Consider the following 22,212-nt stretch of genomic DNA (forward strand, 5'->3'; position numbering starts at 1 on the left):
CTCAGCCTCCTATATCAATTAAACTCTTAGAGTTAAGAATGGGAATTGTTACTCCAGCATCCTTTATTACTAATATGCGAGAATTTTTCCCTTTTACTTCAATTGCTTTATTATAAGCTCTTTGAACAGTCTTAAATGGCACCATAAATACATTCTTAACAATATCATCTGATAATTCGGATACTATATAGACATCAGCATGGGTTAATAATTCAGCAAACTTATAAGCTTTGTGATTACCAAAATCAAAACTTTTGCTCGATTTTAAAATCGCTTCATCAGGACTTTTGCTTTCCTTTAAAAAATTGTAGAAACCATCGGAACCAACCCCTGTAATACACCTTGATATTAGAACGATTATACCATTTTCTTTTAAACAGAGTTTCGCATTTTCCAGAGCCTTATGGGACTGATATAAGTTGACATCCATGGGTTCACCAACAATTGCTATTATTATGTCTGCCTTTTCTGATACCGGGACGGTATATATCTGATTAACATGATTAACGATACTATTAAATGACGATACTAAATCACCTGAACATGCAAAACATATCCTTTTATCTTTATCAACAACTGTTTGTATTGAGAAAACCTTCTCTCTTATATTGAGCTTATCAATTATATCCATCATATCTTCATGAACAGGATTTCCATCAAGTTCAAGTGTCTTGGATTCAGGGCTCATTGCAAATTTATGATTCTTTGATATTGTTTCAAATCCAGCCAGTCCCGGTATAAAAGCCTTTCTGCCACCGGTATAACCCGCAAAATAGTGCGGTTCAGAAGACCCGATTACAATAATCCCATCATACTCATAAACAATTTTATTTATATAAATAGGCGTACCCCTATTTGATTCCCCTTTAAAAATAAGCTTTGATTCATCCTTACAGTCATGATATTTTAATCTATATCTTAATGTCGAATAAAACTTACCAAGCACAGCTTTTAATTCACCTTCCTTTGGAACTCTGTGGGTACCAAGAGCCATTATAAATCCCAGTTTGTGCATAGGAGTATATTCGTTTATAATCTCCAATACTTTTTCAGTTGGAGTAGGTCTTGTATAATCATTTATGATAACCAATATTTTTTCCTTGTTATTAAGAAAATCTGAAAATTTTTCTTTTCCGATAGGGTTTTCTAAGGAATCTATAATTAACTTTTTATAATCAGTTTGGTAAAACTCTTTTGGTTGAATTATTCCAATTATATTTTCATCGTCAATTTCCAATTTACCGTATTTTGGTTCCAATTCCCCTAAATCTATAATCATTTTTTTTGCTCTTGGCTTTTCTCAACTTTTTCCTTTTCTTTTTTCGGGTTATCTCCACCGTTCCCTTTTTGCTTGTAGTCAGTAATGTAAAAGCCTGAACCTTTAAAAATCAACCCTATACCACCAGAAATTACTCTGCGTATTGTATCTTTACCACACTTTGGACATATTTTAAGTGGCTCCGATCCAATACTTTGAAATTCTTCAAATTCAAATTTACAGTTATCACAGATATACTCATACGTTGGCATAGCTATACCTCCCTGTACAATATTTTCAAGTACTCATATTACAAAGTATCGAAGCTACATTAACTATATCATCAACGCTACATCCCCTTGACAAATCATTCATTGGTTTCGCAAGCCCTTGTATGATAGGACCGATTGCCTCACATTTACCAATTCTCTGAGCTATTTTATAACCGATATTACCAGAATTCAGGTCAGGGAAAATCAAAACGTTAGCTCTACCAGCAACTTCGCTGTTGGGAGCTTTTTTATTTGCTACAGATTCTACAATAGCAGCATCAAACTGTAGTTCACCGTCAATTTTTAAATCCTGTCTTCTCTGCTTTACCAATTCTGTTGCTTCTATAACTTTATCAACAAGAGGATGTTTTGCACTTCCCTTCGTCGAAAAAGACAGCATTGCTACGATTGGTTCAGTGCCTATGACTGCTTTATGAGTTTCAGCTGTAGAGATAGCGATGTCAGCCAGCTGAGCTGGTGTCGGATCGGGTATGACGGCACAATCAGCAAAGCTGTAAATAAACTCTTCACCCGGAGATATGATAAATATATCGCTTGATACAGTATTTACACTCTTAGATGGACCAATAATATGAAGAGCCGCTCTTAATACATCGGCTGTACTGGTATCAGCTCCAGCAACACATCCATCTGCGATACTCTTTTCAACAATCATTGCACCAAAGAAAATATTATTTTTAACAATCCTTGCAGCTTGATCTATTGTAATGCCTTTATTTTTTCTCTTTTGAAAATACATTTCGACAAACTCATCAAATTTATCGTAGTTCCCTGGATCAATAAAATTGACTTTATCCAGGTCAATAGAATATTCCTTTGCCAGTTTAATTATACTATCTCTATTCCCAACCAAAATAACATTACATATCCCTTCCTTAGTCAATATTTCACTTGCTTTCAAAACTCTTACGTCATGAGATTCTGGTAACACAATAGTTTTATTCTTTCTTGCCGCTTCAGTCCTTATCCTTTCTAGCAGTTCCATTTTTTAACTTCCTCTAAACTTTTTACGTAACATTTGATTTACAAGCTCAGGTACAAATTTGCTAACATCAGCTCCGAGCTTTGCTAATTCTTTTACTACACTCGATGATAAATAGCTATAATCTTGATGAGCCATTAAAAATATAGTATCTATATCTGGGTTTAAGTGCTTATTCATCAATGCCATTTGAAACTCATATTCAAAATCAGAAATTGCCCTTAGTCCTCTAACTATAGCTATCGCCCCAACTTTCTTTGCAAATTCAACTGTTAGACCAGAGAACTTCTCTACTTTCACATTTTCTATGCCCTTTATTGATTTCTCTATCATCTCTAACCTTTCTTCAGAATTAAAAAGAACGTCCTTTTTAAGATTTACTGCTACAGCTATATATACAAGATCAAATATACCAGCAGCTCTTTTTAATATATCTATATGACCATTGGTAATCGGATCAAAAGATCCTGGATATATTGCTATTTTCCTCATTTTTCATAAAAGTAGACAATAGTGTCACCGATTTTGACAGAGTCGGTTTGAGTCAATTCGTTAACTAGTGGTAGAGTTACACTCTTATTACATTCAAGAATAATTTTACACTCTCTATCAAGCTTACCGATATGAATTAGTAAATTATTGTAGGATTTATAATTGTATGGGGGATCAATAAAAATTATATCAGCCTTAAAGTTAGTTCTAAGAAATCGTAATGCATCCATACACCTTAACTCAACCTTATCAACAACTCCCAGGAGTTGTGCATTTTCATTTATAATGTTGATCGCCCTTCTACTGTTATCCACAAATATGCAATGCGCTGCTCCTCTTGAAATAGCCTCAAATCCAAGGTTACCGCAACCGGCGAATAGATCGACTATATATAAATCTTCAACGCTTCCAAGTTTATTGAATACCGATTCCTTGACTTTAGATAGTGTAGGTCTTAAAAATGAAAGGTCAAAGGCCTTTAATTTACGACCTTTAAACTGCCCACCAATAATCTTAGGCATTACTTCTTACCTTCAAAATTTTCAATTCGATGGAAAATTCATAATTATTATCATCATCAATATTGATAATAAAAATTGAATTGTATTTTATGTTAACGGGATAGGAACCTAATTTGTCAAAGAAACTTATCAATCCAGCTAAATCAGCTTTACCTAAAATAGTAGCATTATATCCATATTCATCACTACTAGCGATCTTTATAATGGGTACCGGTATATTTGATTTGGTAGAACAATATCCAATTAATTTTGATATTTGGTTAATATTGCAATAATAGAACTGCGTTGGTTTTTTATCCAATATGTAATTAACAGAACATATAGAAATGACTTCCGTACTGCCATTATCTTCTAAGAAAAGTAAGGTGCCAATATCGGTTATTGACCTATCTGACTTTAGAGCATTCTCTATTTGTAACCTGGCGTTATTGTTTTTTAATGTACCTGAAAAACTAAAAGATGCGTAACCTGCCTTTACATACCTAACATTGAGATATACATTAATTTTTTTTATAATTCTACCTGTACTATAAATAATTCCGTAACCATTATATAGTGATGAGTAGTATTCAGATGGTAGTGTAGTTACGAATAAGTTATCGATCCCTGCTGATTTTGGCTTTATTGGTTGTACTGGGAACTTCTTTACCACCTGAGGTTTTTCAGCCTGTAGGTTCTCATTTACAGTTGGAAGAGATTCTGGAGGAGATAGCTTGCGAGAAATATATCTATATCCAATAAAGGCAACTATGATAATAATTAGAGAGAATATAACTGTAATATATATATATATGTTTCTTCTTTTTCTCTTAGGTTCAAAGGGAGGTTTTTCCACCGATATCTTAGCCTCTATTTCTTTTTTAACTGATTCAAATTGCTTCTGGTCTATTGTCTTCTTTTCCTCGAAAACGACAGAAGATTTTTCAGGTTTTTCAAGTCTTTCTTCTTCAATACCCTGTATTTGCAAACCAGCTTTTTTTAATAAATTAACTGAAATCATATACTACCATCAATATATCTTTGAATAATTCCAAACATAGCTAAAAATTGACTCATAGCTCCAGCACCATCACCATCTCCTCTGTATATATCTCCAATAGGATATTCTACGAAAGGATTTATAACCTCCATGTTTTCTATTCTATAAGTAAGAAATGTATTAAAATTATCTGAATAAATATCATCGGAATAGATATAAATTCTATCTATTGTCACAAGTTTTTCTGTCGGTGAAAATCTCATTTTATTTAGCTCATCTATCAATATTGCCATACTGTCATTACTGTCAGAGGAAAAATGTACCTTATATCCTGATTCTTGACCAAAAGTAAAGCCAGCAATAGAGTAAATCTCTCCATTTCTAACATATCCGACAATATTTGAATCTTCATTTATTTTGCATAATGCCCAGTCTTCAAACATTCTTGCCTTTGGTAGAATTTTACTCATTCCATATAAGGCATCATAGAAGCCTATAGAAATAGCTTTTAGGTCACAACCGATCTCATTAAAAATTTGTTCAGTTTTTTTTATTATATTTTTATGTATTATCAATTCCAGATAATATTTGTAATCATCAAAATAATATTTATCAATCCTATAAAATTGTATCTTATAGTTACCAAACTGTTCCCCAAGCCTCAATTTCTCAAGTTCATATAAAACCTCCTCTTCATAATCATCCCTGATAAATTTATCCAATCTTACTATTTTATAAGTAGCTACCCACTCGGGTAAACTAACTATAAGCTGATTGTCTTTCTCATCTCGAATTGTATCCAGTAAATTAACGATAGACTTTCTTAACACTCCAAAATCTTTTATTGTGGTGAAAGAATCATTCTTTATGTTAAGTGGAAGTGGTGCCTTTTTTATAAATTTTAAACTTTTCCAATTTCTATCATCATCTATTCTTGCATAATGTATACTGTTTTTATTCAAACTTAAAAATATCATTTATATCATCACATCTGTTATCTTCTTTCCCAACTCTTCTCGCCATTTTTTATATATCCGTAATTGGTGTCACTGAAAGTAAAAACAAAATATCTCCGCTCTTTATACCCTTTCATAGGATCTTTAATTGCTATTCCACTGGAGTCTATTAAAACTAAAAATGGCTCTCCAGTTAGTGGGTTCTCAACTATTTCAGAATCAAGTGTAAACCTTCTATATAATATTTCGGTTGCAACACGTGAGGTAATCTCCGTATCAATAATAGCGCGAAACATAGGGTCCTTCAGAACTTCACCAATCCTACTTGAATGAACCCACAATGTATCAAAAGTGAATAGTTCTGCATTCCATTTTGTTATTTGATACGATGTATCTACAACAGTATCCCTGACTTCATAAGAGATGGAAAATGTTGTATCAAATGTCTTATAAAAATTTTGGACGACATCTAACGTAAAAGTACCTTCAGGAATTTTTATTACCTGTTCACCATAAAAGTTACTATCAGCTCTTGTACTATCGCGCACTGCTGTCAATAATTTTGTGGCAAGATAAGGATTATCAAAGTATCTACCGGACATCTGATTTAGATATTTTTCTACTTCATATAAAATTGACATCCGTTTTCTTCCGATATTACGGAAATATTCCTCTTCTTGCCATATCTTATTTGGAACGTAAATTATAATTATTAAAAGTAAGGAAAGAATAACAATTAAAACATTAAGTAACTTTACAGTAGAAGGCTTATACTCAATAGTACCTTCTTCATCACTGATAATGATCGCTTCCTTTTCTTTCTTATTCAATTGTAACCACTCCTCTAATTTTGCTAAGAGTTTTTTCCCCTATACCTTTTATTTCTAATAATTGTTCAACAGAGTCAAATTTACCCACTTTTTCTCTATATTCAATTATTCTCAAAGCAATAACCTCTCCTACATTTGGAATTTTTTTAAGCTCCTCGATACCAGCAGTATTAATATTTATTTTTTCCATAATAATGTCTGTATCGGAAGAGTCGTCACTCATATTTGAGCCAATCTGCATTGATTTCCGTCTAAACTCTAAAATCTGAGAGCTATAATCTACACCTTCAAAAATTCGGTATCTAATTACTCTTATAATACCGCCAACTAGAAGGAGTATAACCAATAGATAAATTACTAATCTTTCTTGTTTGGTTAGTTTTAATAAATTCATGTTTTAAAATAACGATTAAATTAATAATAAATATCTTTATTTGCTAAACTTTGTGAATCTATTAAAATTTTTATTTTCAATTGTTGCTAATTCTTCGTACAATTTTCGTTCTTTTTCAGACAACGATTGAGGAGTTTCAATAATTACTCTAACAATCTGATCCCCTCTACCACTACCATGCAGATGAGGTATCCCTTTTTCCTTTAGCCTCAGCATTTTCCCTGATTGTATCCCGGGTGGAATAGTTAATCTTACAACACCATTTAATGTTGGTACTTCAATTTTTGAACCAAGAACAGCCTCTGATGGTGTAAGATGTATATTTAATATTACATCATCACCTGACCTTGTAAACAATTTATGCGGTTTTTCTTCGAAAAAGACAATTAAATCTCCTCGGGGACCTCCTTTATATCCAGCGTTCCCTTCACCTCTAATTGTCATATAATTGCCAGTAGTAACTCCAGGTGGAATATTTATTTTTATTTCTTTTTCTTTCCTTACCCGTCCCTCACCTCTACATACTGCGCAAGGTTTCTCTAATATTTTTCCTTTACCCATGCAGTTTGAACATGTCCTTACATTAACGATTTGGCCAAAAAATGATCTTTTAACTTCTCTTATCTCACCAGTTCCATGACATACAGGACATATGATGCTTGAGCTACCGACTTGAGATCCTGTACCTTTACATTCAGTACATACTTCATATCTACGTATCTTAATTTTCTTTTTTGTTCCTGAATATATTTCTTCAAGTGAAAGAGGCAAATTTATTTTTAGGTCAGAACCTCTTTCTGAAACATTCCTGTGAGTTCGACTTCGCGACCGGTACCCCGTACCAAAAAACTCTTCAAATCCTGAAAACCCTCCAAAACCTTCCATAAATGTCCGCAACGCTTCAGCTAAATCAAATTCAAAATCTTTAAACCCAGTTCCGGCACCCGTACCACCCATACCACCTTTTAAACCCTCATAACCATACGTATCGTAGATTTTCCTTTTCTCATCATCACTTAATACAGCGTAGGCCTCTGCCGCCTCTTTAAATTTTTCTTCGGCTTCTTTATCCCCCGGATTCCTATCAGGATGGTATTTTAGAGCTATTTTTCTATATGCCTTTTTGATTTCTTCCTTGGTGGCATTACGAGGAACGCCAAGTATTTTATAATAATCTTTACTCATTTCTACCAACGACTACTTTAGCGTGTCTAAGTATTCTATCCTTATATCTATAGCCCTTCTCAAATTCTTCAATCACTGTGTTATTCAGATGGTCCTTGGTTTCTTTAACCATTAATGCATGATGAACATCTGGATCAAATTCTTTTCCCAAGGATTCAATGGGTTCAACACCCAAATCTTTTAAAATTTTTAATAGCTTTTTATAAATTAATTCAATACCCTTTTTAAGAGACTCTTCGCTTTCATTTGAATTAACCGCTCTTTCCAGATCATCTACTATTGGCAGTATCTCTCGTAATACTTTTTCTCCACCATACTCCTGAATTTCAAAAATTTCCTTCTCAGTTCTTTTTCTAAAATTATCATAATCAGCAAGTAATCTAAGATATTTATCTTTTAGCTCATTGATTATTAAATCTTTATTTTTTATCTCATTTTTTAGCTCTTCTATTTGCTGAGAAAGTGTTTTTCTTTTTCTCTTTCCTTCTTTTTCCATTTGTTCAACTTTGCTATTATTTACACCATCCTTATTCATGGCCGTTCCTCAATTATTTGTTAAATGCATATGAAATAACCTCAGCAAAACACTTTACTGCATTGATAGCATTCTTATAATCCATTCTTTTCGGTCCGATAACTCCAATAAAACCCTTACTTTCACCAACTCTATATTCATTTGTTATAATACTAAGATCCTTCATTGCATCTTTTTTGTTTTCCTTTCCTATCATTATCACAATGCCCGGCTTGGTAAGCCGAGCTTTATAAATATGGGCAATTATAGTGCCATTTTCTATTTTACTTACAATATGACTTAATTTTTGCGGATCCTTAAAGTCAGGTTTCTTAAATAGATTAGTAGTACCTGATATTCTTACCTTTTCAACATATGGCATATCAAAAACAATAGGAGCATTTTCAATAATTACTTTAATTATTACGTTATCTATTATGTCTTCCATTCTTTCATGAATAGTTTCTACAATTTCAGATACTTTCACCCCAGACAATCTTTCATTCAAAACAGAAGCAACGAGCGGAAGTTTACTCGGCTCTATCTTTGTATCTACTGTCAAAATGGCTGTTTTTACCAAGCCTGATTTCATCTCAAGGATAACCATTATTTTATTTTCTGACACAGAAATAAGGTCTATCTTTTCCAATATACTCGATGTGTATAAAGGTGCTACGAAAACACTCAACTCATCAGTAATCTCGCTCAAGAGTTTTACTGATTTTTCAATTAGCAAGGTCATATCAACTGTTATTTCAAATAACTCTCTTTCTACTTTTTCATATATATAATCTTCAATCTCACAGAAATTTAAAATCGAGTCTACATAGTACCTGTAACCTCTATCTGTTGGAATTCTGCCTGCGGAAATATGAGGCTGGGTTATAAAACCTTTTCTTTCCAATTCAAACATGGTATTTCTTATCGTGGCCGGACTAATATCACTCATATATTTCTTATGTACCCTCTTTGAACTTACAGGATATGCACTGTCTATATAATCTGAAATGATTGCTTCAAGTACTTTTTTTTCCCTTTCCGTTAATATGCCCTTTATTTTTTTTCTCATAGCTTTAACCCATAAGTTCTACCGACGGATAATTTAAAAAATTTTATCCTATTTTACTCAAAAATTTATTAATGGTTCTTAGACTTCCAATAAAACCAAATAAGAAACCTATTACTAACATACTTATATAAAAAGTCATGTCCAGATTCATCTCATAATAAAGAAACTCCCTCAGATAATTATTTATCACATATCCCATACAATAGAAAAATATTACTGCAATCATAGCTCCCAGAATTCCTTCAAGTGCCCCTTCGATAAAATAAGGTATTTTTATAAAGATATCTGTAGCACCTAAAAGTTTTAGTGTTTCTATTAAATCTCTTCGTGCAAATATGGTCATTTTTATTGAATTCGAAACTAGAATTATCGATATTATTGTAAAAAACAAGAAAATTGAACCAGCTAAAATAAATACTACCCTTTGGTATCTTTCAAGAACAAGCAATAAGTTTTTACGGTATTTTACTTCATCAACAATTGGGAATTTCCTGATATTGGCAGCTATTCCCTCAATACTAATTAAATTTCTATAAATTGGCTTCAGCTCAATCGTAAAAGAAGGTGGGAGTGGATTATAGTCAAGGATTGAATATATATCCTCACCAAATTCTTTTTTAAACCTCCTTGCAGCACTGTCTTCTGATATAAACGTTGCATGTAGAACCTCAGGCATACTATCCAGTTTAGCTTGAAATGCCTCAATATCCTGCTCTGTTGATGCCTTTTTTAAAAACACCTCAAGTTCGAATTGCGCCTTAATCTTATGCACAGCAAATATTATATCTCTTGATAAGATAAAACCAAATCCAATTAGTATCAGTGAGATAGCAATCACAAAAATTGTAAATAAGCCTGCATATTGAGACCTTATAAGATTTAGAAACCCCTCTTTAATTAAAAATAATAAAATCATCATGAAATATTGACTATTCTACCTTTATCTATTTGAATAATTCTAGGATTGGGAATATAGTCAATCAACTTATAATTATGCGTTGCCATAACAATTGCAGTTCCTTCCTCATTAATCTTTTTTAATAATCTCATCAAATCAGCACTAACCTTAGGATCAAGATTGCCAGTCGGTTCATCCGCTAATAATACAATTGGAGATTTTACAAGTGCTCTTGCAATAGCTACTCTCTGTTGCTCACCACCTGATAATTCCTGTGGTTTATAATGCACCCTATGCCCTAATCCGACACTATTTAGTACATCTAATACCTTGTGTTTAATGTCTTTGTAACTAAACCTTGAAATGTATAAACTAAGTGCTACATTTTGATACACATTCCTGTCATTAAGTAGTTTAAAATCCTGAAATATCATTCCTATCTTACGCCTCAAATAAGGTATATCTCGATACTTTATTGAATCACTGTCATATTTATACACCTTTACCCTGCCCTTATCGGGGAAAATATCCATGTAGATAAGTCTTAAAATAGTGGATTTACCAGCTCCTGATGGACCAATAAGAAATACAAACTCCCCTGTATTCACACTGATATTTATATCCTTAACTCCAGCACCTTTAGGAAATGTAGAAGTTACATTTTCAAAAACTATCATTTAACCTTCGAGTTTAAATATCATAATATAATATTAAAAAAATTAGTGAATAAATCTAATCATTTTATTAAAACTACCTCGATATGAAAAAATTAGTTTTTATTCCAGAAATAAAACAAATGTCTGTTCAAAACTATGCTCACTCTACGTAAATCCTGAAATAATAGATATTAAGAGTGAAATGTCGACACTAAGTTTAAAGTCTAAAAAATTAATGTACAACAGTAATACTGAGAAATAAATAGATATTGTTATTCTATCTGAAGGCTATACAAAATATGAATTAAAAATTTAAACAAGACGTAAAACATTTTATAAATGTCTTATTCATAATACAACCCTATAAAGAAAATAAAGATAAGTTTAATGTTTACTACATACTGGTGTTATCTAAGGAATCTGGTATAGATAATCCAAAAGAAAGTAGCCTTAAAAACTCATATTTTGATTTTTCCTACAATACCTTCGGCATTGATAAGTATATTTTATCTTTCAGTAATAAGAAAATCATGGATGTAGCTTGCGCAGTATCTTATAATCAAATATATGCTTTGATAAATTCTAATAAACACGATGGTGGAATATTCAATGTTTATTCAGTTTGCTTTAGTTGTTACAGCATAAAAGAAGATTTTAGCCCGGAAAATTATGTTTTTATGTATGAGTTTAGTAATTCTTTTACTAGTTTGGAAGATGAATATTCTTTCTCCAGCGTAGCTTATGAAGATTTTTATCCAGTTGGGGTTGAACCATGAGAACCAAATTTAACTACCCTTACTGACATAAAAAATTTAAAATTGAAAAAACTTGTTAAAAAATATACACAAATACCAACTACATGGAATAAAACATTATATTACAACATACCTGATAAAAATGAGGAAATGAAAAAGCAATTATTAAAATATATAAAAAATATTATAGATATGCAGGTACCTTTCAGGGTATCGGATACATGAGAAATAGGTTTTACAAACCTTCCCTTAATTGTATCATGTTTTCAAATCCGCTTGATAGTTTCTACCCTGTATGAAGCGAAGCAATAAATAGAATGACCGAATACTAACCAAATAAATATTCACTAAGACAATAATTCTTTAATTCAGTCAATCAAGCATACCTTTCTGAAAAATATACGATCGCTATGAAAAAATTAAATAATTGAATGTGAAATAGTTTCAAAAGAAACTATATGGCATACAGATTGAAAAGAATAAAAAGTGATTTTTGATGAAGTGAGAAAAATAAAAAATAGAAAGGAGGTGAGCTATGGCAATCGTAAGATGGTCTCCAAGGAGAAGCTTATTAGATCTTTATAATGAAGTCAATCGTATATTTGACACCTTCTTCTCTGGAATTGAGGAGGAGGAAGACACACTGGTTACGAATTTTTATCCAGCAGTTGATATCGAGGAAAGAGAAAAAGATTATTATGTAACTGTTGAGCTTCCAGGAGTTAAAAAAGATGATGTAAAAATTACAATTAAGGACAATATGCTCACGATATCTGGAGAGAAAAAGAGCGAAAAGAAAGAGAAAGGGAAAGACTATCACAGATCTGAGAGAGTTTATGGTAAATTCCAGAGAACATTCAGACTTCCAGACATGGTTGAAACCGAGAATGTACAGGCTGAATATAAGGATGGAATTCTGCACATAACTATTCCTAAAAAGAAAGAAGCCATGGCAAAGGAGATTGAAATTAAGGTCAAGTGATTTTGATCTAATTAGCAAACTTAAGCCGGCTTTCGCCGGCTTTTTATTTTTTATCCTTTTAATTTACTTTTTCTTCTAATAAATTTCCTACGGCTGTTAAAGTAGATTATGAAGAAATGTTTATTACAAGATGTAGTCATATGCTTTTTTATAATCATTACTTGTAGTAAATCATACCCATCAATAATAGATCCGTCCATAGCACCCGAAATCACTCCTGCTCAAGAAGCGTGGTTAATAAACAATCTCGCTCTTGCAGAATCTCTATTTGTCGCTCAACTTGACACCGCTACTTCAAATATCTATATATTGTACTACAATCTCGCCTTTTTAAACTTTCTAGAAAAAGAATACTCTATATCCTATAACTATATAAAAAAAGCACTCAATAAAAATAGAAGATATGGACCTGCTTTATATCTTGTAGGTATGATACTTTATAACAGTGGGGATACTGCAGATGCTATAATATTTTTTAAATCCTCGGCTGATTATTATAAATTTTCAGAACTTCCCCTTTATGAGCTTGGGAAAATATATTTTCAAAAGGGTAATATAAAAAAAGCAACTTATTATTTTGAAAAAGCTAAGAGAAAAAATAAAAAATACACAAAAATTTATCCACCACTTTCGAAGTGTTATTTAATTTCAAAAGATACATTAAAAGCAATAAAAATTTTAAAAGAAGGAATGTCTCACAGCTACGATGCTGAGATAATTTTACAACTCGCTGATATATACAACGATATTGGTGACATTAAAAAGGCAATAAAATACTATGGACTCTTTGCATACTTGTACCCTCATCACCCAGATGCAAACAGAGTTATTGAATGGCTCGAAAGCAAAAACATACATAATCCGTACACCGACATTTTCACTCCACCACCCATAAGAACAAAAAAAGATAGATTTTTCCCTATTGGTGAGGAGAAGCTATATAGCGTATATTATGGTCCAATTAGGTCGGGTGAGCTTTATACAAAAATTGCTGATACACTAAATTTTAATGGCACTGATGTTTATAAAGTATATTTTAGTATAGATTCAAACCCAATGCTTGAATTTATTGCGACTGTACATAGCGACTATATAACTTACTTAGATAGGGACACTAAATTTGCGGTAAGACATTATCTACATACAAGAGAAAACAAAATAATTAATAATAAAATATATGATTTCGACAGAAAAAATGGGAAGTTCATATGCAGAATTGTTCAGGAAGATGGACACATTCAATATCTTGAGAAATATCTTCCTAAATATACAACTGATGGTACATCAATCCTTTTTTATGCACGACAGGTAGTAAAAGAAAGAAGAAGTGAAAGGGTGATGACAATAATTGATGAAAATTTTGTTATATCAGACATAAACTATACGAACAAACTCGAGCCTGTTGAATTAAATGGAAAGGTAGAAATGGGATTACTAATTACGGGGAAAAATCATTATAAAGGTATTCTGGGATTTACTGGGAATTTTAGAGGTTGGTTTAAAAATGATATTACCTATTTACCATTACAGGCTGATTTTGAAATATGGGTCGGCAGGATTTTAATAAAACTTGCATCAATTGAAGATTTAAGATTGAGAAGATACGCAAGATGAAAAGACTTATCTTACTTTCACTATCATTTTTATTAACTTATTACAATTGTAGTACAAAACTTATTTTAAGACCAATCACAAAATTTGTTACCTCTGGTTCAACTGTAATATACAAAGAAAGTGATCTTGTAATTGCAGAGCAATTTATAGTTACAAATATCGGGAACTTACAAATTTTTCTTTCAAAAGATCCTGACAATGAAGTTTTAAACCTACTAATGGCACAGGCTCTATGTGCCTATGTGACAGGTTTTGTTGAAGATTATGACACTTCAAGAGCAATAAGACTATACAATAGAGCTTTTAAACATGCATTAAATGCTTTACCCCCAAATCTTAGGTTTGAGGAAAGTGTGAAAATACCTCAGTTTGAATCTATTTTGAATAATTGTTTAAAAAAACATATCCCGGCTCTTTTCTGGATAGGTTTCTCATGGAGCAATTTAATCCTACATAATCTTGATGACCCTACAAGCCTCGTCAATCTTGCTAAAGTTGAAATGATAATGAGGAAAGTAGAATCGACCTATCCTGAATACAACAATGGTGCAGTATATCTATTCTTTGGAGCATATTACTGTTCTAAACCCATTATGTTTGGAGGAAATCCAGAATTGGGAAAAGAATACTTTGAAAAATGTATAAAATTAAATGGTAAAGACTATTTACTGCCCAAGGTATATATGGCTCGTTATTATGCAGTTCAAATGATGGATAAAGAACTTTTCAATAAATTATTAAATGAAGTTATAAATACAAAAACCAATAATAAAGAATATAACCTTATGAATGCAATAGCAAAAAGAAAAGCAAGACTATTTTTGGAAAAGGAAAAACTATTCTTTCCGGAGGTAGAATATGAATAAAAAATTTATTTTATTGATTCTAGTATTACTACTATCTCATATACTTTTCTCAAATGATAAAGTATATATAATAAAAATGGCAACAGTTGCACCAGAAAATTCAGTCTGGATGAAGGAAATGAGAAAATTCGAAAAAGAGATAGGTCAACTTACCAATGGCAGATTAAAATTCATTATCTATCCAAATGGTATTATGGGTAGCGAAAAGGATATGCTGAGAAAAATGAGACTTGGACAGATACATTCAGCGACTTTTACAGGTGTTGGTCTAGGAGAAATAGTACCGGAAATCAGAATACTTGAAGTCCCTTTCTTTTTTAAATCAAAGGAAGAAATAGATTACATATACAATGTTATTTTTGAGGAGCTCGCACCAAAATTCATAGAGAAAGGTTTCTTTTTATCTGGTCTTGCCGAAGTAGGATATGTCTACCTTTTTACAAACTACCCTATTAGAAAAATCGGAGATTTCAAAAAGGTCAAAATGTGGCTCTGGAGAGGTGATCCCCTGGCAAAAGCAGCATTTGATGAGCTTGGAATACCGGCAGTTCCTCTCGAAATAACTGACGTTTACACAAGTCTCCAAACCGGACTTATAGATGGAGTATATATATCACCTTATGGAGCACTGGCACTACAGTGGTTTACAAAGACCAAATATATGCTCAACTATCCTCTTACAAATTCCCTTGGCGCTGTCCTGATAACACAAAAAAAATTAAATGAACTACCGGAAGACCTTAGAGAGATATTAATCAATAAAACAAAAGAATATCTCAAGCAAATGATCATAGAATCCAGAAAGGATAATAAAGAGTCCATCGAAATATTAAATCAAAATGGTATTAAAATTGTCAATATTGAGGACCCTGAGACAATTGCTGAACTTGATGAAATAGGTGCAAGAATTAGAAGAAAACTTATCGGTAAATTATACTCACAGGAACTTCTGGATAAAGTGGAAAAACTTTTAAACGAATTCCGCAATGAACATTCTGAGAAGAACTAAAAAAATACTTGAGAATATAACAGCATACTTTGCATCTATTACATTATTATTACTGGTATTTGTATCCTTTTTACAGGTCATACTAAGAAACATATTTTCTATTGCATTCAATTTTCTCGAAATCATTATGAGAAATACTGTCCTATGGCTCACATTTTATGGTGCTTTGCTAGTTTCTTTGAGGAGTAAACATCTCTCAATAGATATCCTGCCTATTTTTCTTGAAAGAGGTAAAAAGTACAAATTGAAAAGAGGTCTTGACATATTCGTAAATATTTTTTCTGGAATAATATGTACTATCTTAACATACCTGTCCATAAAATTTATTATAATGGAAATAGAATCAGGCTCATATGTTGGTAATATGCTACCCGCGTGGACTGTAGAAATTATTATACCTATCGGATTTTTCCTTTTAAGCATAACCTTTTTCTTAAACATTTTTGACAAGTAGTTATATACATATGTCTTTTAGTATAACAATTTTCATAATTATTCTATTTTTCCTGTCTGTTCCCCTATTTATAACAATAGGATTATCAGCAATTCTACAATTTTTTAAATCAGGTATTGACCCAACTGTAGTAATTGTCGAACTAAATAGAATCGCTTCTGCGCCGACGCTTCTTGCTATACCACTTTTTACCTTTACTGGCTATATCCTTGCCCAAAGCAAAGCGCCAAAACGTTTATTCAACCTTGCTGATTCTCTTATTGGTTGGATACCAGGTGGATTATCAATTGTATCCCTAATTGTATGTGCTGTATTTACATGCATCACAGGAGCATCAGGCATCACAATTATTGCAATAGGTGGTCTTCTCTACCCAATTTTAAAAAATAAAAATTATCCTGAGAATTTTTCCTTAGGTTTAATAACCTCTTCCGGCAGTTTAGGGCTTCTTTTTCCTCCAAGTCTACCTTTGATTATTTATGGAATAATTGCAAGAGTATCTATCGACCAATTGTTTGTAGCTGGAATTATCCCAGGTATAATTTTAATGATACTTCTATCCATATATTCTCTGCATTTTGGATTAAAAGGCAAAAAGACAAAAACACCTTTTTCTTTAAAAAACCTTGCCTTTTCACTAAAAGAAGCTGCTTGGGAGTTGCCAATACCCATTATAATTATCGGAGGTATATATGGAGGTTTTTTAACCATAGTAGAAGCCAGTGCAACCTCTGCCTTTTATACGCTCATAGTGGAATTTTTCGTAAAAAAAGACCTAAATATTAAAGATGACCTTCTATCAGTTTGTAGAGATACGGTACAACTGGTTGGGGGTATCTTCGTCATATTGGGAAGCTCTATGGGATTGACTTCATTTATGATAGACGCACAAATACCACAAAACCTTTTAAATATCATACGAAGCTTCATTACATCTAAATTTACATTTCTAATTCTATTAAATATATTCCTTCTGATTGTAGGTGCTTTGTTAGACATTTTCTCTGCAATTATTATCGTAGTACCCTTAATAGTACCAATAGCATTAAGCTACGGGATAAATCCCATACACCTTGGAATTATATTTCTAACTAATTTGGAAATAGGTTATATAACGCCACCTGTTGGGTTAAATCTCTTTATTTCAAGTTTCCGCTTCAAAAAATCAATTATGTATCTCTATAAAGTCAGCATACCATTTTTGATTGTAATGTTAATTGGACTGATTTTGATTACCTATATCCCCGATTTAAGTCTAATTTTAGTCAAACTATTTTATAAAATTTAACCTTTTATCACTTCCCTAATCTCTTTTGAAAAAGTAGTAATATCAACCGGTTTTTGCATCAATTTTGAGACATTCAGATTGTCCACAAATTCTGACTCTCTACCTATCACATAGCCAGATAAAACAACTATTTTTACATTTTTATCTATTTTTCTCAGTTCTCTTATAAACTCTAATCCGCTCATAACAGGCATAACCCAATCGGTTATAACCAGTGATATTTTATCCTTATTCTCTCTAAATTTATCTAAACCTTCCCTGCCATTCTTCGCCACCAATACACTATATCCCAAACCTATTAGAATGTCATACATCGCTTTTCTTACAGCATCAGCATCCTCTACAAGTAAAATAGTCTCTTTCTTTCCCTTTTCTACTTTGATCTTATTTAGAATGCTTTCACCAAATTCTTTATCCGTTGCCTCTACTGCTGGAAAATAAATAGTGAATTTAGTTCCCTTTCCAACTTTACTATAAACAGAAATATGTCCATTATGCTGCTTCACTATTCCCTGTACCTGACTCAAACCAATACCAGTTCCTTTACCCTTTTCTTTTGTTGTGAAAAATGGTTCAAAAATTCTATCCTTTATTTCGTCCGGTATACCTGAGCCTGTATCTATGAATTTTATTTCTATCCAGCTACCTGTGGTAAGCTCAGGTATTGGTTTTTCCCTCTCTGATTTTATAAATATCTTATCAATTTTAATTTTGAATGTTCCACCAGATGGCATTGCGTCCCGAGCATTAATAGCAATATTTGTAACAATTTGCGCTAGTCCTGACACATCTCCAAATACAATATAATTATCTTTACCGTACTCAAGCTCAATATTTATATTCTCTGGGATTGTTCTCTTAAGAAGTTTTACCGATTCTTTTAAGAATGGTACAAGATCAATATTTGTCCATTCTTCTTCAGTTTTTCTTGCAAAGTCAAGTATTTGTCTTATTAAATTTGCAGCACTATTTGCCTGTTTTACAATAATTTCCAATGGTTCTTTTAAATCAGCAGATATATTCTTTTTCATAATTAATATTTGTGCCCATCCGATAATTGGTGTAAGCAAATTATTAAAATCATGGGCGATACCAGCTGCCAATTGACCCACAGCAGCAAGGCGTGCTTGCAACTCTGCTTCCTCCTGTTTTTTTCTTTCTTCAGTTATATCTGTAATAAACCCAGCATAATATTTACCTTCTTCTTCAATATTAACCGCCGTCACAGATATAACAGCATCGCTTCCATCAGCACGAACTATTTGTACCTCAAAATTTCTTACTATGCCATCTTTTGTCAATTTATCAAGAAATAAACTCCTTTCTTCAGGATATTTATAAAATCTGGGAATGCTCATCTCATCTATTTCTTGTGTATTTTTTATCCTGAGTATATCCATCGCCGCTTTATTTATTTTTATGAATTTACCATCATAAGATGCAACATAAACACCAATTGGACTATGTTCGAATAATCTTGCATATAATTTATCCAGCGTCAAATCGGGCAAAATTCTATCCATTCTAAACCTCCTGTTAATTTGACTAAAAAATTAACAATGGAATTATCAGAATCAATTCATTGTCATAATATCTTAGTATACTATCAGTATATTTCAAATTAAAATAACTCACTTACGAATATCCTCTGCCCTTTAAACCTATGTCTCTATTTAACAAACAAAATTGCTCATACTTAATGGATTTCAGATTAAATATTTTACACACAAGCTCTATAATCATAAAAAAATTTAAATATAATATATGTATATTGCAATTATTTGAATATCAATAAAATTGAAATGCGATAACCTTCTTTTATTAACTTTAATAAAAGATTTAACAGACCCAACGATTCCTTAATATATTGGCAAAATTTACAGGTATTCCAAAAAATCACTCTTACCAAATTTTTATGATATATTATAAATAGCTCACCCAGACAATCTACACAACAGTTAAAGAAAGCGGCGTATTATTGACATTGAGATACCTATGTGAACTAAAAAGCAAAGAACTACAGAAAACGCAATCTGGGAAGACATATTGTTAGAATTTGCAAAGCATGGCGATAGGGAAATTGCTATTTGCTTATTAATTTTTCATATTCAGATTCCATCAATATAAAAAAAGCCTGAGCTTCAGCTGATGTGCCAGGTCTGTCAAAAAATGGCGCCCCGCATACACTACGTACAAAACCATGCTCATCTACACACTTGCTTACTCCTCCTCTCATCTTTATTCCGTATTTTAGCCATCTCTTATCCAGCCACCCCGAATTTATCCCTTTAAAAATTGAATAGGCAAGCATCTGAGATAGATTTGCTTCAATAAAACTATCTTTATTGTCAATAACATCATAAAAAAGCCCATCATCACGCATACATTCAATACAGCCAGATAGTAATTCAGTTACATATTGAATAATTTCCCTTTTTTCTTCACTGTAATTTTCAGGTAAAGTATCAATTACTCTTGCCATACCTGCTGCTGCCCATCCATTTCCTCCACCCCAGAAATCAACACGCCGAAACTTTTTCTCTTTTATATTAAAAATGTGCCTGAACATCTTTTTATCACTATCCCACAAATATTTCCTATATCCCCTTATCTGATGTATCGCATCTTTATACTCGCCAACAACAACAAGGAATGGTGGTGCCATATAGAGTGAGTCAATCCATAGTTCGGGAGCATTCTTTACATGATGCAAAATACCATCTGTCCTTGGAGCTTTATTCTTTAAATAATCCAACATCCTTTCATATCCTTTTTTAAAATATTCATCTCCGGTTCTTTCCCACATTCTGAAAACAACTTCGCCCGCCGATGCTGGATCAGTCACACCATTCTCATAATACATTACACAGAGCTGACCTTCATCGCTCTGTCGATGGACAGCCTCAACCGCCATAAGATATGCAATTTCCATATCTCCAGCTTCATAGAAAGCCTGAGCCGCTATACCGTGCTCCCATGATGCTCTCTGCATCGTTAGTAATACCTTTTTTACTTTAGCAAGCTTACTCTCCTTATTGATATATTCTGTTCTATTAATTGATACTTTACAATTCTTAATAAAAGGGAAAAAAGGAAAAACAAATGATTTCGATAAAAATTCCCTTCTCACCATATTAATTCCTTTCTCAATCATATCGATTTAATGCCCTTTACCATCTCTGATGTACCTGCTCTTTTATATATTTTTCATAAATTTCTTTGACCTTTTGCATAACATCACTGGTGAGGTAAGGTAGATCTGAAGCTCTAACATTTTCTCCTATCTGCTCAGCTCTTTTAGCTCCCGGAATTGCACAGGTAACAGCATCATACATTAGTATCCATTTCAGCGCAAACTGTGTCATTGTAAATCCTTGTGGGCAAATTTTCTTTAACTCCTTCATTGCACGCAATCCTATATCATAATCAACACCTGAGAAAGTTTCTCCTCTATCGAAAGCCTTACCATCTCTATTAAACGATCTATGATCCCGAGGATCGAATTTTGTATCCTTTGTGAATTTACCTGTCAGAAGTCCTGAAGCAAGGGGAACTCGTGCTAAAATTCCCACTTTTTTCCCTTTAGCAAGTTCAAAGAATAATTCTGATGGTCTATGCCTGAACATATTGAAAATGATCTGGACTGTCTGCACATTGGGATATTCAATAGCTTTGATCGCTCCTTCTACTTTTTCAACACTCACTCCATAATACAGGATCTTGCCCTTCTTAACAAATTCGTCAAGAATGTCAAAAACTTCGGGTGTATAATACACTTCAAATGGTGGACAATGTAATTGAAGCAAATCTATAACTTCAACTCCAAGATTCTTAAGACTCCTATCTATGAATCTTTCAAGGTTTTCCCTATTATATCCTTCAGCAATATGGGGATAAAGTCTTCTTCCAGCTTTTGTTGCAACTTTTATATGCGGGAATTCCTTTTTTAACCTACCTACCAACCTTTCGCTCTTGCCATCACCATATACATCAGCTGTGTCAAAAAAATTAACACCGAGTTCAACCGCTTTACGAAGAGCCTCCATAGCCTCATTTTCTTCTACCTTACCCCATACATCACCTCCTATAGCCCAGCATCCAAAACTTATCTCAGATACTTCCCAACCAGTTCTTCCCAACTTTCTGTACTTCATATTAACCTCCTGTTAATTTCTATATTACATCATATCGCAAAATTCAAACATAGTACAAAATTG

25 protein-coding genes are annotated in these 22,212 nt (G+C 32.6%); 8 read left to right on the forward strand and 17 right to left on the reverse strand.

Annotation, left to right across the window (positions count from 1 at the left end; translation table 11 throughout):
• Nucleotide 1: 1 nt before the first annotated feature.
• Genes larA through ftsE form a run of 14 tightly spaced genes read right to left on the reverse strand, consistent with a single transcriptional unit; the run spans nt 2 to nt 11,048 of the window.
• Nucleotides 2-1,279 (reverse strand): nickel-dependent lactate racemase, encoded by a 1,278-nt coding sequence (larA, locus tag H0Z29_04055; protein ID MBO8130679.1) that lies wholly within the window; start codon nt 1,277-1,279, stop codon nt 2-4.
• Complete coding sequence (locus H0Z29_04060; GenBank protein ID MBO8130680.1) at nt 1,276-1,530, reverse strand: zinc ribbon domain-containing protein; 255 nt, start codon at nt 1,528-1,530, stop codon at nt 1,276-1,278. The genes larA and H0Z29_04060 overlap by 4 nt, the downstream gene beginning before the upstream one ends.
• A gap of 25 nt (nt 1,531-1,555) precedes the next feature.
• Nucleotides 1,556-2,536 carry a phosphate acetyltransferase gene (pta, locus tag H0Z29_04065; protein ID MBO8130681.1) on the reverse strand — a complete coding sequence of 327 codons (981 nt, stop codon included), beginning with the start codon at nt 2,534-2,536 and terminating at the stop codon, nt 1,556-1,558.
• 3 nt (nt 2,537-2,539) lie between these two features.
• Nucleotides 2,540-3,025, reverse strand: a complete 486-nt coding sequence (coaD, locus tag H0Z29_04070; GenBank protein MBO8130682.1) for a pantetheine-phosphate adenylyltransferase — start codon at nt 3,023-3,025, stop codon at nt 2,540-2,542.
• Nucleotides 3,022-3,546 carry a 16S rRNA (guanine(966)-N(2))-methyltransferase RsmD gene (gene rsmD, locus H0Z29_04075; GenBank protein ID MBO8130683.1) on the reverse strand — a complete coding sequence of 175 codons (525 nt, stop codon included), beginning with the start codon at nt 3,544-3,546 and terminating at the stop codon, nt 3,022-3,024. The genes coaD and rsmD overlap by 4 nt, the downstream gene beginning before the upstream one ends.
• Nucleotides 3,539-4,546 carry a hypothetical protein gene (locus H0Z29_04080; protein MBO8130684.1) on the reverse strand — a complete coding sequence of 336 codons (1,008 nt, stop codon included), beginning with the start codon at nt 4,544-4,546 and terminating at the stop codon, nt 3,539-3,541. The genes rsmD and H0Z29_04080 overlap by 8 nt, the downstream gene beginning before the upstream one ends.
• Nucleotides 4,543-5,502, reverse strand: a complete 960-nt coding sequence (locus tag H0Z29_04085; protein ID MBO8130685.1) for a hypothetical protein — start codon at nt 5,500-5,502, stop codon at nt 4,543-4,545. The genes H0Z29_04080 and H0Z29_04085 overlap by 4 nt, the downstream gene beginning before the upstream one ends.
• 17 nt (nt 5,503-5,519) lie before the next feature.
• Nucleotides 5,520-6,311: a hypothetical protein gene (locus tag H0Z29_04090; protein ID MBO8130686.1), complete on the reverse strand. Its 792-nt coding sequence runs from the start codon at nt 6,309-6,311 to the stop codon at nt 5,520-5,522.
• Nucleotides 6,304-6,705 carry a helix-hairpin-helix domain-containing protein gene (locus tag H0Z29_04095; GenBank protein MBO8130687.1) on the reverse strand — a complete coding sequence of 134 codons (402 nt, stop codon included), beginning with the start codon at nt 6,703-6,705 and terminating at the stop codon, nt 6,304-6,306. The genes H0Z29_04090 and H0Z29_04095 overlap by 8 nt, the downstream gene beginning before the upstream one ends.
• A gap of 36 nt (nt 6,706-6,741) precedes the next feature.
• Complete coding sequence (gene dnaJ / locus H0Z29_04100; GenBank protein ID MBO8130688.1) at nt 6,742-7,890, reverse strand: molecular chaperone DnaJ; 1,149 nt, start codon at nt 7,888-7,890, stop codon at nt 6,742-6,744.
• The gene (grpE, locus tag H0Z29_04105; protein MBO8130689.1) at nt 7,883-8,425 is read right to left on the reverse strand and encodes a nucleotide exchange factor GrpE; all 543 of its coding nucleotides are present in this window, start codon (nt 8,423-8,425) and stop codon (nt 7,883-7,885) included. The genes dnaJ and grpE overlap by 8 nt, the downstream gene beginning before the upstream one ends.
• 13 nt (nt 8,426-8,438) lie before the next feature.
• A complete protein-coding gene (gene hrcA, locus H0Z29_04110) occupies nt 8,439-9,473 on the reverse strand; it encodes a heat-inducible transcription repressor HrcA (GenBank protein MBO8130690.1) in 1,035 nt (344 codons plus the stop codon).
• Between the two features lie 43 nt (nt 9,474-9,516).
• Entirely contained in the window at nt 9,517-10,392 is an 876-nt protein-coding gene (locus H0Z29_04115) for an ABC transporter permease (GenBank protein MBO8130691.1), read from the reverse strand.
• Nucleotides 10,389-11,048 carry a cell division ATP-binding protein FtsE gene (ftsE, locus tag H0Z29_04120; GenBank protein ID MBO8130692.1) on the reverse strand — a complete coding sequence of 220 codons (660 nt, stop codon included), beginning with the start codon at nt 11,046-11,048 and terminating at the stop codon, nt 10,389-10,391. Before ftsE ends, H0Z29_04115 begins: the two co-directional genes overlap by 4 nt.
• A gap of 314 nt (nt 11,049-11,362) precedes the next feature.
• Here ftsE and H0Z29_04125 point away from each other — a divergent pair, with 314 nt between their 5' ends.
• From H0Z29_04125 to H0Z29_04160, 8 genes are all read left to right on the forward strand, one after another.
• Complete coding sequence (locus tag H0Z29_04125) at nt 11,363-11,803, forward strand: hypothetical protein (GenBank protein ID MBO8130693.1); 441 nt, start codon at nt 11,363-11,365, stop codon at nt 11,801-11,803.
• A gap of 140 nt (nt 11,804-11,943) precedes the next feature.
• Nucleotides 11,944-12,081 (forward strand): hypothetical protein, encoded by a 138-nt coding sequence (locus H0Z29_04130; GenBank protein ID MBO8130694.1) that lies wholly within the window; start codon nt 11,944-11,946, stop codon nt 12,079-12,081.
• A gap of 236 nt (nt 12,082-12,317) precedes the next feature.
• Nucleotides 12,318-12,764, forward strand: coding sequence for an Hsp20/alpha crystallin family protein (locus H0Z29_04135; protein ID MBO8130695.1), 447 nt, complete (start codon nt 12,318-12,320; stop codon nt 12,762-12,764).
• Between the two features lie 108 nt (nt 12,765-12,872).
• Complete coding sequence (locus tag H0Z29_04140; protein MBO8130696.1) at nt 12,873-14,378, forward strand: DUF3108 domain-containing protein; 1,506 nt, start codon at nt 12,873-12,875, stop codon at nt 14,376-14,378.
• Nucleotides 14,375-15,244, forward strand: a complete 870-nt coding sequence (locus H0Z29_04145) for a hypothetical protein (GenBank protein ID MBO8130697.1) — start codon at nt 14,375-14,377, stop codon at nt 15,242-15,244. Before H0Z29_04140 ends, H0Z29_04145 begins: the two co-directional genes overlap by 4 nt.
• The gene (gene dctP, locus H0Z29_04150; GenBank protein MBO8130698.1) at nt 15,237-16,253 is read left to right on the forward strand and encodes a TRAP transporter substrate-binding protein DctP; all 1,017 of its coding nucleotides are present in this window, start codon (nt 15,237-15,239) and stop codon (nt 16,251-16,253) included. The genes H0Z29_04145 and dctP overlap by 8 nt, the downstream gene beginning before the upstream one ends.
• Nucleotides 16,231-16,707 (forward strand): TRAP transporter small permease, encoded by a 477-nt coding sequence (locus H0Z29_04155; GenBank protein MBO8130699.1) that lies wholly within the window; start codon nt 16,231-16,233, stop codon nt 16,705-16,707. Before dctP ends, H0Z29_04155 begins: the two co-directional genes overlap by 23 nt.
• A gap of 10 nt (nt 16,708-16,717) precedes the next feature.
• The gene (locus H0Z29_04160; protein MBO8130700.1) at nt 16,718-17,995 is read left to right on the forward strand and encodes a TRAP transporter large permease subunit; all 1,278 of its coding nucleotides are present in this window, start codon (nt 16,718-16,720) and stop codon (nt 17,993-17,995) included.
• Here the strand turns inward: H0Z29_04160 and H0Z29_04165 are convergent.
• The 3 genes from H0Z29_04165 to H0Z29_04175 all read right to left on the reverse strand — a co-directional run bounded on the left by H0Z29_04165 (nt 17,992) and on the right by H0Z29_04175 (nt 22,149).
• On the reverse strand, nt 17,992-19,518 hold the full coding sequence (locus H0Z29_04165; GenBank protein MBO8130701.1) for a response regulator: 1,527 nt from the start codon (nt 19,516-19,518) through the stop codon (nt 17,992-17,994). The genes H0Z29_04160 and H0Z29_04165 overlap by 4 nt on opposite strands.
• A gap of 560 nt (nt 19,519-20,078) precedes the next feature.
• On the reverse strand, nt 20,079-21,149 hold the full coding sequence (locus H0Z29_04170; GenBank protein MBO8130702.1) for a glycoside hydrolase family 88 protein: 1,071 nt from the start codon (nt 21,147-21,149) through the stop codon (nt 20,079-20,081).
• A 16-nt stretch (nt 21,150-21,165) separates the two neighbouring features.
• Nucleotides 21,166-22,149, reverse strand: coding sequence for an aldo/keto reductase (locus H0Z29_04175; GenBank protein MBO8130703.1), 984 nt, complete (start codon nt 22,147-22,149; stop codon nt 21,166-21,168).
• Between the last annotated feature and the right edge of the window lie 63 nt (nt 22,150-22,212).

The sequence above is a fragment of the Candidatus Neomarinimicrobiota bacterium genome (assembly GCA_017656425.1).
GTDB lineage: Bacteria > Fidelibacterota > UBA2242 > UBA2242 > B5-G15 > JACDNV01.

Bases quoted from the DNA above. Each gene is read 5' to 3' on its own strand.
- H0Z29_04145 (MBO8130697.1), top strand. From the start codon at position 14,375: ATGAAAAGACTTATCTTACTTTCACTATCATTTTTATTAACTTATTAC.
- H0Z29_04175 (MBO8130703.1), bottom strand. From the start codon at position 22,149: ATGAAGTACAGAAAGTTGGGAAGAACTGGTTGGGAAGTATCTGAGATA.
- dctP (MBO8130698.1), top strand. From the start codon at position 15,237: ATGAATAAAAAATTTATTTTATTGATTCTAGTATTACTACTATCTCAT.
- rsmD (MBO8130683.1), bottom strand. From the start codon at position 3,546: ATGCCTAAGATTATTGGTGGGCAGTTTAAAGGTCGTAAATTAAAGGCC.
- H0Z29_04095 (MBO8130687.1), bottom strand. From the start codon at position 6,705: ATGAATTTATTAAAACTAACCAAACAAGAAAGATTAGTAATTTATCTA.
- H0Z29_04135 (MBO8130695.1), top strand. From the start codon at position 12,318: ATGGCAATCGTAAGATGGTCTCCAAGGAGAAGCTTATTAGATCTTTAT.
- hrcA (MBO8130690.1), bottom strand. From the start codon at position 9,473: ATGAGAAAAAAAATAAAGGGCATATTAACGGAAAGGGAAAAAAAAGTA.
- H0Z29_04115 (MBO8130691.1), bottom strand. From the start codon at position 10,392: ATGATGATTTTATTATTTTTAATTAAAGAGGGGTTTCTAAATCTTATA.
- larA (MBO8130679.1), bottom strand. From the start codon at position 1,279: ATGATTATAGATTTAGGGGAATTGGAACCAAAATACGGTAAATTGGAA.
- coaD (MBO8130682.1), bottom strand. From the start codon at position 3,025: ATGAGGAAAATAGCAATATATCCAGGATCTTTTGATCCGATTACCAAT.
- dnaJ (MBO8130688.1), bottom strand. From the start codon at position 7,890: ATGAGTAAAGATTATTATAAAATACTTGGCGTTCCTCGTAATGCCACC.
- H0Z29_04060 (MBO8130680.1), bottom strand. From the start codon at position 1,530: ATGCCAACGTATGAGTATATCTGTGATAACTGTAAATTTGAATTTGAA.
- pta (MBO8130681.1), bottom strand. From the start codon at position 2,536: ATGGAACTGCTAGAAAGGATAAGGACTGAAGCGGCAAGAAAGAATAAA.
- H0Z29_04160 (MBO8130700.1), top strand. From the start codon at position 16,718: ATGTCTTTTAGTATAACAATTTTCATAATTATTCTATTTTTCCTGTCT.
- ftsE (MBO8130692.1), bottom strand. From the start codon at position 11,048: ATGATAGTTTTTGAAAATGTAACTTCTACATTTCCTAAAGGTGCTGGA.
- H0Z29_04165 (MBO8130701.1), bottom strand. From the start codon at position 19,518: ATGGATAGAATTTTGCCCGATTTGACGCTGGATAAATTATATGCAAGA.
- H0Z29_04080 (MBO8130684.1), bottom strand. From the start codon at position 4,546: ATGATTTCAGTTAATTTATTAAAAAAAGCTGGTTTGCAAATACAGGGT.
- H0Z29_04085 (MBO8130685.1), bottom strand. From the start codon at position 5,502: ATGATATTTTTAAGTTTGAATAAAAACAGTATACATTATGCAAGAATA.
- H0Z29_04155 (MBO8130699.1), top strand. From the start codon at position 16,231: ATGAACATTCTGAGAAGAACTAAAAAAATACTTGAGAATATAACAGCA.
- grpE (MBO8130689.1), bottom strand. From the start codon at position 8,425: ATGAATAAGGATGGTGTAAATAATAGCAAAGTTGAACAAATGGAAAAA.
- H0Z29_04140 (MBO8130696.1), top strand. From the start codon at position 12,873: ATGAAGAAATGTTTATTACAAGATGTAGTCATATGCTTTTTTATAATC.
- H0Z29_04170 (MBO8130702.1), bottom strand. From the start codon at position 21,149: ATGATTGAGAAAGGAATTAATATGGTGAGAAGGGAATTTTTATCGAAA.